Annotated in this window: 10 protein-coding genes; 2 read left to right on the top strand and 8 right to left on the bottom strand. The window is 60.8% G+C overall.

Features of this window, described 5'->3' with window-relative positions; genetic code table 11:
• Nucleotides 1–49: 49 nt before the first annotated feature.
• The 8 genes from ACW9IN_RS18525 to amaB all read right to left on the bottom strand — a co-directional run bounded on the left by ACW9IN_RS18525 (nt 50) and on the right by amaB (nt 10,111).
• A complete protein-coding gene (locus ACW9IN_RS18525) occupies nt 50–814 on the bottom strand; it encodes an SDR family oxidoreductase (protein ID WP_457367252.1) in 765 nt (254 codons plus the stop codon).
• Between the two features lie 816 nt (nt 815–1,630).
• Nucleotides 1,631–2,347: an ABC transporter ATP-binding protein gene (locus ACW9IN_RS18520; protein ID WP_457367251.1), complete on the bottom strand. Its 717-nt coding sequence runs from the start codon at nt 2,345–2,347 to the stop codon at nt 1,631–1,633.
• On the bottom strand, nt 2,344–3,219 hold the full coding sequence (locus tag ACW9IN_RS18515) for an ABC transporter ATP-binding protein (protein WP_457367250.1): 876 nt from the start codon (nt 3,217–3,219) through the stop codon (nt 2,344–2,346). Before ACW9IN_RS18515 ends, ACW9IN_RS18520 begins: the two co-directional genes overlap by 4 nt.
• Nucleotides 3,216–4,493: a high-affinity branched-chain amino acid ABC transporter permease LivM gene (gene livM, locus ACW9IN_RS18510; RefSeq protein WP_457367249.1), complete on the bottom strand. Its 1,278-nt coding sequence runs from the start codon at nt 4,491–4,493 to the stop codon at nt 3,216–3,218. The genes ACW9IN_RS18515 and livM overlap by 4 nt, the downstream gene beginning before the upstream one ends.
• Nucleotides 4,494–4,495: 2 nt before the next feature.
• Complete coding sequence (locus tag ACW9IN_RS18505; protein ID WP_457367248.1) at nt 4,496–5,410, bottom strand: ABC transporter permease subunit; 915 nt, start codon at nt 5,408–5,410, stop codon at nt 4,496–4,498.
• A 232-nt stretch (nt 5,411–5,642) separates the two neighbouring features.
• Nucleotides 5,643–6,779 (bottom strand): branched-chain amino acid ABC transporter substrate-binding protein, encoded by a 1,137-nt coding sequence (locus ACW9IN_RS18500; protein WP_457367247.1) that lies wholly within the window; start codon nt 6,777–6,779, stop codon nt 5,643–5,645.
• Between the two features lie 386 nt (nt 6,780–7,165).
• Complete coding sequence (amaA, locus tag ACW9IN_RS18495) at nt 7,166–8,449, bottom strand: L-pipecolate oxidase (protein ID WP_457367246.1); 1,284 nt, start codon at nt 8,447–8,449, stop codon at nt 7,166–7,168.
• Nucleotides 8,450–8,620: 171 nt separating this feature from the next.
• The gene (gene amaB, locus ACW9IN_RS18490; protein WP_457367245.1) at nt 8,621–10,111 is read right to left on the bottom strand and encodes an L-piperidine-6-carboxylate dehydrogenase; all 1,491 of its coding nucleotides are present in this window, start codon (nt 10,109–10,111) and stop codon (nt 8,621–8,623) included.
• 153 nt (nt 10,112–10,264) lie between these two features.
• On the opposite strand from amaB, the gene ACW9IN_RS18485 reads away from it, so the two are divergent.
• Together ACW9IN_RS18485 and pncB are read left to right on the top strand one after the other, a co-directional pair.
• Nucleotides 10,265–11,155: a LysR family transcriptional regulator gene (locus ACW9IN_RS18485; RefSeq protein WP_457367244.1), complete on the top strand. Its 891-nt coding sequence runs from the start codon at nt 10,265–10,267 to the stop codon at nt 11,153–11,155.
• 206 nt (nt 11,156–11,361) lie between these two features.
• Nucleotides 11,362–12,576: a nicotinate phosphoribosyltransferase gene (pncB, locus tag ACW9IN_RS18480; RefSeq protein ID WP_457367243.1), complete on the top strand. Its 1,215-nt coding sequence runs from the start codon at nt 11,362–11,364 to the stop codon at nt 12,574–12,576.
• Nucleotides 12,577–12,578: the final 2 nt, after the last annotated feature.

Below are 12,578 nucleotides of genomic sequence, written 5' to 3'. Positions count from 1 at the left end.
AAATGTGGGAGCTGGCTTGCCTGCGATAGGCGCGACGCGGTCTGAAGCCTTACTTGGCGCCGCGCTCGATAGCAAACCCGGCCCAGCTCTGACTCACCGGCATCAGCTCCAGGCGGTTGATGTTCACGTGCGCTGGGGTGTTCATGACCCAGAAGATCGTGTCGGCAATGTCCTGCGGCCGGATCGGCTCAGCGCCGGCATAGGTTGCGTCATAACGCGCCTGGTCACCGCCGAAACGCACCAGCGAGAACTCGCTTTCGCACAGGCCTGGCTCGATGTTGGTCACCCGCACGCCGGTGCCTTGCAGGTCGCAACGCAGGTTCAGCGAGAACTGTTTGACGAACGCCTTGGAACCGCCATACACATGGCTGCCCGGGTACGGGTAGCTGCCGGCGATGGATCCCAGATTGATGATGCCTGCGCCACGGCCATGGGCGATCAGGCGCGGCAACAGCAGGCTGGTGGTGGTCAGCAGGCCCTTGATGTTGGTGTCGACCATGGTTTCCCAATCGTCGAGGTTGCACTTGGGCGCAGGGTCCGTGCCCACTGCCAGGCCGGCGTTGTTGATCAGCCCGCGCAGCTTGGCGAACGACGGTGGCAGGTTGGCGATGGCGTCTTCCATGCCCTTGCGGTCACGCACATCCACCACCAGGCCGTGGACTTCGGTCTGTTTTGAGAGTTCTTCGACCAACGCATTCAAACGGTCGGCACGACGGCCCGTGAGCACCAGTTTCCAGCCGGCTTCGGCAAAACGACGGGCGCAGGCTTCGCCGAAACCTGAGGTTGCGCCAGTAATAAACAGCGTGTTGGACATGGTGTTCTCCTTGCGGGCATCGGGAAAAAAACAGCCAGCAGAATGCCCTTACGCCGCCGTTGCGGCAACCGCTAAGCGCACAACTTCATGTTCCACTGATCATTTTTTAACCATGCCGCGCAAAACCTTGCGGGCCGTGGCTTGCAGCCATATGCGCGCAGGTTATCCACAACTGCGCCCACAGTCTTTGGGGGCAAGTGCAAAAGTCTCAGGCCTTTATATACAAGGGCTGCAGGCGGTTTCAGAAAGTTTTTTGCTTGACCTTCAGCAGGCCCTATGTACGCCTGTCGGCGCGAGAGAAATCAGAACGATGGCTCCAGGCCAGTCATTCCGGCCCCTGCGGCTGTCTTTCCAGAGTTTAATCACAGACTTATCCACAGGCCTGAAGGACATATTTCGGTCATATACCTGTGTCTTTAAACAGGTTGACAAAGGCTGCGACGGAACACTGAAAACCTACTGATCAAAAAACAATCACCCCGCTACAGGCCACGTAGTTATTGGCTTTCAGCCAGCTACTCCCACGTTACCCACAGCCGGTTCCACAGCGGATGGGGACAAGTCAAAACTGTGACAAAACAGGGATTTGCGGCGGCTATATGTCGCGCTTTGGAGGGTGGCTGGATTTGTTTTCCACAATTTGGTACCAGCCTTGTGGACACCACAAAACAAATGTGGGAGCCGCTTATGTGGGAGCTGCCTTGCCAGCGATAGCATCGACTCGGTTCACCAGATAGACCGAGGTGTCTGCATCGCAGGCAAGCCAGCTCCCACACAAAACCCGCTCCCACAGGGGGTTTGGCGCCAGACTTTGGATCAGTGCCCGCCAAGGTAGGCGTTGCGCACTTCCTCATTGACCAGCAGTTCCTTGCCGGTGCCGGTCAGGCGAATCTCGCCGTTGACCATCACATAAGCCCGGTCCGACAAACGCAGCGCGTGGTTGGCGTTCTGCTCCACCAGGAAGATGGTCATCCCGGTGGATGCCAGCTCGCGCAGCGTAGAGAAGATCTGCTTCACCACAATCGGCGCCAGGCCCAGGCTCGGCTCGTCCAACAGCAGCAGCTTGGGACGGCTCATCAGGGCGCGGGCGATGGCCAGCATTTGCTGCTCACCGCCGGACATGGTCATTGCGCGCTGATTGCGCCGCTCCTTGAGCCGCGGGAACAGCTCGAACATGCGCTGCATGTCCTCCTGCGCGTGCTTGTCGCCAATCGGGATGGTGCCCATCAGCAGGTTTTCCTCGACGGTCATGTCGGGGAACACCCGCCGCCCTTCCGGCGACTGCGCAATGCCGTTGGAGGCGATGTAGTGGGACGACTTGTGGGTAATGTCCACGCCGTTGTAAAGGATCTGCCCCGACTCGGCCCGTGGCTGGCCGAAGATCGACATCAGCAGCGTGGACTTGCCCGCGCCGTTGGAGCCGATCAGGCTGACGGTTTCGCCCTCGTTGATGTGCAGCGAGACTTTCTTCAGGGCCTGGATCGGGCCGTAGTACACGTCCAGGTCCTTCATTTCGAGGATAGGCGCACTCATACCAACTCCTCCTCGTCGGCGCCCAGGTAGGCGGCAATCACTTTCGGGTCGTTGCGGATCGCGTCCGGCCCGCCTTCGGCGATCACGTTGCCGTGGTCCAGCACCACGATGTGGTCGGAAATACTCATCACCATGCCCATATCGTGTTCGATCAGCACCACCGTGATGTCATGTTCGTCGCGCAGCAGACGAATCATCGCGCTGAGGGCTTCGGTTTCCTGGGGGTTGAGGCCAGCGGCGGGTTCGTCCAGGCAGATGATCTGCGGCCGGGTGCACATGGCGCGGGCGATTTCCAGGCGGCGCTGCTGGCCGTAGGAAAGTTCGCCGGCCAGGCGGTTGGCGCAGTCCACCAGGTCCACCACTTCAAGCCAGTAGAACGCATGGTCGAGGGCATCGCTTTCGGCCTTGCGGTAGCCCTTGGTGTTGAGGATACCCGCGAGCATGTTGCGGTTGACCCACATGTGCTGGGCCACCAGCAGGTTCTCCACCACCGACATTTCCTTGAACAGGCGAATGTTCTGGAACGTCCGCGCCAGCCCTGCCCGGTTGACCAGGTGGGTGCCGCCGAACATCTTGTAGTACACCCGGCTGAAAAAGCCCTTGGGCGACACGAAGTCGGTGGGCTTGAAACGCTCGCCCAACAGTTGAATCACGTTGGTCTGCTTGCCGCGCAGGTTGAGTTCGATCTTGCCGCCACTGGCTTTGTAGAACCCGGTGAGGCAGTTGAACACCGTGGTCTTGCCGGCGCCGTTGGGGCCGATCAGGGCGAAGATCGAGTTGCGTTCGACCTTGAGGCTCACATCGCTCAAGGCCTTGATGCCACCGAAGTGCATCATCAGGTGTTCTACAGACAGCACGACTTCCTTGCTCATGGCGCCACCCCCTTGCGCGGTGTCACACCGGTACGGCTGATGCGGATCAACCCGCGTGGTCGCCAGATCATCATCACCACCATCAATACGCCAAACAGCAGCACCCGGTACTCGGAGAAGCTGCGCAGCAGTTCAGGCGCCACGGTCAATACGAACGCCGCAATCACCACGCCGACGGTCGAACCCATGCCGCCCAATACCACGATGGCCAGGATCAGCGCCGACTCGAAGAAGGTGAACGACGACGGGTTGACGAAGCCCTGGTAACTGGCGAAGAACACCCCGGCCAGGCCTGCGGTGGATGCACCGATGGTGAACGCCGAGAGCTTGACCAGCACGTGGTTCAGGCCCATGGAGCGACAGGCGATTTCATCTTCACGCAGCGCTTCCCAGGCGCGGCCTACCGGCATGCGCGTCAGGCGATGCTTGATGTACAGCACGGCGAGCACCACCAGGAACAGCACGATGTAGATGAACAGGAATTTGATGTTGGGGTTGTAGTCGATGCCGAAGAATTCATGGAAGGGAACCCCGCCATCCTTCGCGCGCTTGCCGAACTCCAGGCCGAGGAAGGTCGGCGATGGCACCGGCATGCCGTTGGGCCCGCCAGTGAACGACAGCCAGTTGTTGAGCACCAGCCGGATGATTTCACCAAAGCCCAGGGTCACGATGGCCAGGTAGTCACCGTGCATGCGCAGCACCGGGAAGCCAAGTATGCACCCCGCCAAAGCTGCGGCGATGGCCGCCAGCGGCAGCACCGTCCAGAAACCCAGGCCCAGGTACTGATAACCCAATGCCAGGCCGTAGGCGCCGATGGCGTAGAACGCCACGTAACCGAGGTCGAGCAAACCGGCCAGGCCCACCACGATGTTCAGGCCCAGCCCGAGCAACACGTAGATCAGCCCGAGGATCACCACGGTCAGCAGGTACTTGTTGGCGAAGATCGGGAACACGATGGCGATCACGATCAGGGCCGGAATGATCCAGCGCAGCCGCGACTTGTAGTCCGGCGCCAGCACGTGCACGCCGGAGCCGCTGCTCTCGAACCCTTGCAGAATTTTCAGGCCCTTGGGGGTTTGCAGAAACAGGCTCATGGCAAAGCGCCCGGCCATCACGATGGCGACCAGCAGCGCCACGCGGGCCGGTTCCAGGTTGAAGCCATAGCCGTCGAGGACCACGCCGACGATCGGACCGAACACGACCAGCGAAATCAGCCCGGCGAGGACCGTATCGACCACACTTTTCTTGATATCAATCGATTTGGCAGCAGACATGTTTACACCTTCGCCACGAGTGGGCGACCAAGCAGGCCCTGGGGACGGAAAATCAGAATCACCACCAGCAGGGAGAAACTGAACACGTCTTTGTAGTCAGAGTTGATCAACCCCGAGAACAGCGACTCGGAGATACCCAGGATGATCCCGCCCAGCATCGCCCCAGGCAGGGAGCCGATGCCGCCGAGTACCGCTGCGGTAAATGCCTTGATGCCGATGATGAAGCCGGCATAGAAGTCGAAGGTGCCGTAGTTGAGGGTGATCAGCACACCGGCCAGGGCCGCCATGGCGGCACCGATGACGAACACATAGGAGATCACCCGGTCGGTGTTGATACCCAGGATGGACGCCATCTTGCGGTCTTGCTGCGTAGCGCGGCACATGCGGCCGAGCTTGGTGTACTTGATCACGTAGGTCAGCAGGCCCATGCCCGCGAAGGCGGCGACCAGAATGAAGACTTTGGTATACGTGAGCTGGACGAACCCGCTGCCGAAATCGACACGCCAGGCCCCGGCCAGCAGGGTGGGGATACCTTGTTGCTTGGCGCCCTGGGCGATCTGCGCGTAGTTCTGCAGGATCAGGGAGATACCGATGGCGCTGATCAGCGGTGCCAGGCGGGTGGAGTTGCGTAGCGGTTTGTAGGCGACACGCTCGATGACCCATCCGTAAACGCCGGTAACGACGACGGTGAAGATCAAGGTGCCGAGAATGAGCAGCGGAAAGGATTCGATGCCGAAGTAAGCCAGCAGTGCCAGACTGATCGCCGCGAGGTAAGCGGAGATCATGTAAACCTCGCCATGGGCGAAGTTGATCATGCCAATGATGCCATAGACCATTGTGTAGCCGATGGCGATCAGGCCATAGACCGACCCGAGGGTCAGGCCGTTGACCAGTTGCTGCAGGAAAATACCATCCATAACGCAATCTCACGCGGTGAGCACCTGCACACCCGGAGGATGTGCGGCGCTTCTGGGAAGAAAAAACAGATTTGTGGCTGGACGCGATGGAACCGACAACCGCGATCCCTGTGGGAGCTGGCTTGCCTGCGATAGCGATTTCACATCCGACACGGATGTCGACTGTCGGTCGGCCATCGCGGGCAAGCCCGGCTCCCACAGGAGGTCAGCAGCACTCAACCCATTGCGTTGATTACTTCTGTTTTTCCAGCTGGTGGTATTTGCCGTCTTTATCCCACTGGTAAACCACGTAGTCGGAGATTTTCAGGTCGCCCTTCGAATCCCAGGCTTTTTCGCCCATGACGGTTTTCACCGGGTGAGCCTTGAGCCATTTGGCAGCGTCTTCGCCCTTGTTGGACTTGGAGCCGTTGAAGCCGGCAGCCAGCGCCTCGATCGAGGCATAGGCGTACAGGGTGTAGCCTTCAGGCTCGGTGCCGTTCTTGCGGAACTCTTCCACCACCGCCTTGCTGTCTGGCAGCAGGCGCGGGTCGGCGCCGAAGGTCATGTACACGCCGTCGACGTATTGCTTGCCGCCGGCAGTGGCGACCAGTTCGTCGGTGACCACACCGTCATCGGACATGAACTTGACGTCTTTCAGGCCGGCTTCACGGATCTGGCGAACCAGTGGACCGGCTTCCGGGTGCAGGCCGCCGAAGTACACGACATCGGCGCCGGTGGAACGGATCTTGGTGACCAGGGCGCTGAAGTCTTTCTCGCCACGGGTCAGGCCTTCTTCCAGCACCGGCTTGACGCCGCGCTTGGTCAACTGGGCAGCGGTGGCGTCGGCCAGGCCCTTGCCGTAGGTGTCCTTGTCGTTGATCACCGCGATTTTCTTGCCCTTGAGCACGTCGACGATGTAGTCGCCCGCCACAACGCCTTGCTGGTCGTCACGGCCGCACATGCGGAACATGGCGCCCAAGCCGCGCTCGGTCACTTGCGGGTTGGTGGAGCCCGGGGTGATCGCGATGATGCCCGCTTCGTCGTAGACCTCGGAGGCCGGGATGGTGTTGGAGGAGCAGAAGTGCCCGACCACGCCGATCACCTTGTCCTGGTCAGCCAGGCGGTTGGCCACGGCCACCGCTTGTTTGGGTTCGCAGGCATCGTCTCCGGCCACCAACACGATTTTTTCGCCGTTGATGCCGCCAGCCTTGTTGATCTTGTCGGCTGCCGCCTGGGCACCCTTCATGTACTGCTCACCGAAAGCCGCGTTGGCACCCGTCATGGGGCCCGCCACGCCAATCTTCACATCAGCTTGAGCAAACGCAGAAACACCGAGCGCCGTTGCAACGGCGAGGGCCAGGAAACCTTTCTTGTAAAACGTCTGGGACATGAGTGGTGCTCCGAGGTTTTTGTTTATTGGCACTACGAATTCACTGCAAACCTTCAACTTAAAGCTTCAAGAGAAGGCTAGAGCAAGCCGCGTGCCATTACGTTTTTATTAACAAAAAAGACACGGTGTCATTGTGAATGCTGGCGTTTCGACTCCGTTCGCCAGTACGTGCAACCCTCTGGCGTCCGGAGGTGCAACCATTGGACTCAAAAAGTACAACCTTTACGGGTCGCACCTGCAACCAGACGGAGAAACGACAGTTCCGACGCCTGTAACAATATGCGTAACGGAACTGCACATTTACAGTGCGCGATTGCTACGACTTGCACCAATACAGATGGGTAGCCTGCTAAGAAAATGCAGGCTTCTGAGGGCTATTTCGCTGATCAGATCACGATCCTCAGGCATTGCCCGGCGTGGTACAGCGAGAACCCCGCCTCGTAAAGACAACTGCGCAACCCGGCCCCGGCCAACGGCTGCATGGGCGCGAACGGAATCGGCAGCGCCTGGGGATTCTGGTGACACAAATAGTCGGCGAACGCCTTGCCCACCACACTGCCCGTGGTCACGCCACGCCCGTTATAGCCCGTAACGGCCACGAGACCGGGAGCCGGTTCGAACAGACGCATGAGATGATCCGGGGTGAAGGCGATGCAGCCGGTCCAGGTGTATTCCCATTGCACCGATTTGAGGTACGGGAAGTAATGCTGTTGCACCCGATCGGCCCACGCCTTGAGAAACCAGGCCGGTTTCTGATTGCCATTGCCCAGGCTGCCGAGCAATAGGCGACCGTCTGCATCGCGACGGATGCTGCTCAGCACCTGACGGGTGTCCCACGAGCCCTGCCCTCCAGGCAGAATTTGTCGGGCGGCCTCATCGGTCAGCGGGGCCGACGCGACCTGATAGTAATAACCGGGAAAGAAATTACGCCGCAGCTCGGTCCATTCGCCCTCGGTATAGGCATTGGAAGCGATCACCACCTGAGCGGCCTGCACCGAACCCTGGGCGGTTTGTACCGACCAGTGCGCCCCCTGGCGTTCAAGTTGAGTGACCGGAGAATGGTCGAATAATTGCCCGCCAAGCCCTGTGGCGGCATTGGCCAGGCCACTGGTGTAGGCCATCGGGTTCAAGGTGCCCGCACGCCGGTCCAGCAACGCGGCTGCGATCTTCCGCGTACCGGTGGCTTGCTCGCAGGCCTGGCCGGTGAGTAATTCCACTGGCGCGCCACGGCGTTTCCATTGCTCTTCACGGCTGCGCAAATCCGCCTCGCCACGGGCGTTGTGCGCCATGTGCAGGGTGCCTTCGCGGCGCAATTGGCAGTCGATGTTGTATTTGTCGATCAGGCTGAACACCAGCGCCGGTGCCGCGCCCAGCATGCGGTTGAGCTGGCTGCCCACCTCGGTGCCGAACCCGGCTTCGATCTCGTCCGGCGGGATCCACAGGCCGGCGTTGACCAGCCCCACGTTGCGCCCCGAACCGCCATGGCCGGTGCGATGGGCCTCCAGCACGGCGACGCTTTTACCCTGTTCCAGCAAGTGAATGGCCGCCGACAGGCCGGTGATCCCGGCGCCGATCACGCACACATCCACCCTGACCTCACCCTTGAGCGCGGCACGGTCCGGCCGATTGGGGGTGAGGTGCTCCCATAAGCATGTATCGCGTAATGCCATTGCCAGACTCCGATGAGACCCAACAAACAACCATTATTCTGAATTGCAAACCCAATCCACCGTGGGAGCTGGCTTGCCTGCGATGCAGGCACCTCGGTGCATCAGATACACCGCGGTGATGCTATCGCAGGCAAGCCAGCTCCCACATTGACCGTGCTCCGAATTGAGGGATCAGTCGAAGGTGATGCCCTGGGCCAACGGCAATTCCAGCGAATAGTTCACGGTATTGGTCTGCCGACGCATATACCCGCGCCATGCATCCGAACCCGATTCACGACCGCCACCGGTTTCTTTCTCGCCGCCGAACGCGCCGCCGATTTCCGCGCCGCTCGGGCCGATGTTGACGTTGGCAATGCCGCAGTCGCTGCCCACCGCCGACATGAACTGCTCGGCCTCACGCACGTCGGTGGTGAAGATGCACGATGACAGGCCTTGGGGCACGGCGTTGTTAAGGCGCAGGGCTTCGTTGAAGTCGGTGTAGCCGATCACATACAGGATCGGCGCGAAGGTTTCGTCGCGCACCACGTCGCTCTGCTCGGGCATCTCCACGATGGCCGGCGACACGTAGTAGGCGTTGGGGAATTTGTCTTCCAGTTGGCGCTTGCCGCCGAAGACCTTGCCGCCTTCGCTCAGGGCCTGCTCAAGGGCGTCCTGCATGTTGTCGAAGCCCTGCTTGTCGATCAGCGGGCCGATCAGGTTGCCTTCCAGCGGGTGGCCGATGCGCACCTTGGAATACGCAGCCTTGAGGCGGGTGACGATTTCTTCCTTGACCGACTCATGGGCGATCAGGCGGCGCAGGGTGGTGCAACGCTGACCGGCAGTGCCGACGGCGCTGAACAGGATGGCGCGCACGGCCATGTCCAGGTCGGCGCTCGGGCCGAGGATCATCGCGTTGTTACCGCCCAGCTCAAGGATGCTGCGAGCGAACCGCGCGGCCACTTTAGGCGCCACTTCGCGGCCCATGCGCGTGCTGCCAGTGGCGCTGATCAGTGCCACGCGCGGGTCATCCACCAGTGCGGCGCCGGCATCGCGGCCACCGATGATCACCTGGCTGAGGTACTGCGGGGCATCGGTGAAGTTCTTCAGCACGCGCTCGAACAGCGCCTGGCAGGCCAGGGCGGTGAGCGGAGTCTTTTCCGAGGGTTTCCAGATCACGGCATTGCCGCAGACCAAGGCCAGGGTGGTGTTCCACGCCCACACAGCCACCGGGAAGTTGAAGGCGCTGATCACACCGACCACGCCCAGCGGATGCCAGGTCTCACGCATGTGGTGGCCCGGACGCTCGGAGGCGATGGTCAAGCCGTACAACTGGCGGGACAGACCGACGGCGAAGTCGCAGATGTCGATCATTTCCTGCACTTCGCCCAGGCCTTCCTGGGTGATCTTGCCGGCTTCCCAGGACACCAGCTCGCCCAGGTCAGCCTTGTATTCGCGCAGCACGTCACCGAACTGGCGCACCAGCTCGCCGCGACGCGGGGCCGGCACTTTGCGCCAGGCCTCGAATGCATGCTCGGCACGACTGACCTGTTGCTCCACTTCAGCCGGGCCTTCCCACTGCACGCTGCCGATACGGCTGCCGTCGATCGGTGAATGCACGGGTTGTTTACCCGACTGGTACAGCGCCGGGTTCACCCCGAGACGATCAAGCAATGCGGCAACCATGGGTCACTCCTTCAATCTCAAACAGAAAATTCGCGCCGCGGCCTGCACGGCGATCCAGACCTTATTTGTAGCTGGCCCAAGACTTGCCAACAAACGACGATTAGGCGAGATATCATTCCGTTTATTCATGCAAAGCCTAAAAAGAGGCACGCCGTGCTGAACAAAAGACATTTGCCCTCGATCACCGCCCTGCAGTGTTTCGAGGCCGCCACCCGCCACTTGAGCTTCACCCGCGCCGCCGAGGAACTGAACCTCACCCAGAGCGCGGTGAGCAAACAGGTGGCGCAGCTGGAAGAACTCTTGCAGCACCTGCTGTTTCGCCGCGTGCGCCGGCGCCTGCAAATGACCCCGGCGGGCGATCTGTACCTGGTGGAAGTGCGCAAGATCCTGACGCAAGTGGAGATGTCCACCCACTACCTGCGCTCCTACGGCGGCGAAACCGAAGTGCTGCGCGTGTCCACGCCCTATACCTTCGGCGCGCGCTGGTTGGTGCCGCGCCTCAAGGGCTGGCGGCTGCGTCATCCACAGATCCACCTGGACCTGTGCAACGAGCAGGAGCCGGACGAGCTGCTGCAAGGCAAGGCCGACATGGCTTTCTACTTCGGCCAGGGCTCACGGCCCGGCACCGAAAGCCTGAAGTTGTTCAGCGAAGAGCTGGTGCCGGTATGCGCCCCGGACAGCCTGCCGGCACGGCCTTTCACTGACCCAACGCAACTGAGCGACCTGGTACTGCTGCAAAATGCCTCACGCCCCCAGGGCTGGCACGACTGGTTCGCCAGCCAGGGTTATCAGACTGAGCACAGCTACCACGGACCGCGTTTCGACACCTTCTATATGTGCATTCGCGCAGCGCAGGTGGGCTGTGGCGTGGCATTGCTGCCGCGCTTTCTGGTGGAAGAGGAATTGGCGGACGGCAAGCTGGTGATCCCCTGGCAGCATGCGATGCCGAGCCAGGATGCGTATTACCTGGCGTATCCGGAGCATGCGGCGGAGGTGCCGAAGGTAAGGGAGTTTGTGAAGTGGATGATGGAGCAAGTTATTTAGCGCCTGGAATATCGCTATCGCAGGCAAGCCAGCTCCCACCTCTGGAATGGGTTTCACCTGTGGGAGCTGGCTTGCCTGCAATGAGGCCAGTGACTGCACTGAAAAAATCACTGGCAAAACCCCACAGGTCTATGCGCCACTAGCGCCATTCCTCAATTGTGCGTAAAGGGCGGCGCCCAACGCCGTCCCGTCTGGAGAGTCCCGTTATGAGCGAGAGTGTGTTTGCCGATCGCATCGTGCAGAACCTGCTCGACACCGACTTCTACAAGCTGACCATGATGCAGGCGGTGCTGCACAACTATCCCAATGTGGAAGTTGAATGGGAGTTTCGTTGCCGCAACAGTGAAGACCTGCGCCCGTACCTGGCGGAAATCCGCTACCAGATCGAGCGCCTGGCCGAGCTGAGCCTGAGCCCCGATCAACTGGGTTTCCTGGAGCGCATCAGCTTCATGAAACCGGACTTCCTGCGCTTCCTCGGGTTGTTCCGCTTCAACCTGCGCTACGTGCAGACCGGCATCGAGAACGGTGAGTTGTTCATCCGCCTGCGCGGTCCCTGGCTGCATGTGATCCTGTTTGAAGTGCCGATGCTGGCCATCGTCAGCGAGGTGCGCAACCGCTATCGCTACCAGACCGTGATCCTCGAACAGGCCCGCGAACAGCTGTACCGCAAGTTCGATTGGCTTACCGCCAACGCCAGCAGCGAAGAACTGTCCGAGCTGCAAGTGGCCGACTTCGGCACCCGCCGGCGCTTCTCGTACCGGGTGCAGGAAGAGGTGGTCAGCGTGCTCAAGCATGATTTCCCCGGGCGTTTCGTCGGCACCAGCAATGTGCACCTGGCCCGCGAGCTGAACATGAAACCCTTGGGCACCATGGCCCATGAATGGATCATGGCCCACCAGCAGCTGGGCCCCCGCCTGATCGACAGCCAGATCGCCGCCCTCGATTGCTGGGTCCGCGAATACCGCGGCCTGCTGGGCATCGCCCTGACCGACTGCATCACCACCGACGCGTTCCTGGGCGACTTCGACCTGTACTTCGCCAAGCTGTTCGACGGCCTGCGCCATGACTCCGGCGACCCTGTGCAATGGGCCGAAAAAGCCATCGCCCACTATCACAAGCTCGGCATCGACCCGATGAGCAAGACCCTGGTGTTTTCCGACAGCCTGACGTTGCCCAAGTCCCTGGAGATTTTCCGCTCGCTGCGCGGCCGCATCAATGTGAGCTTCGGCATCGGCACCAACCTGACCTGTGACATTCCAGGTGTGGAACCGATGAGCATCGTGCTTAAAATGACGGCCTGCAATGGCCAGCCCGTCGCCAAGATCTCCGATGAAGCGGGCAAGACCCACTGCACGGATCCGAATTTTGTCGCCTATTTGCGCCACGTTTTCAAAGTACCTGCCGTTTCCAGCAAGGAGTGAAT

Source organism: Pseudomonas sp. SDO5271_S396 (assembly GCF_054071795.1).
This window is presented reverse-complemented; position numbering and strand designations above follow the sequence as displayed.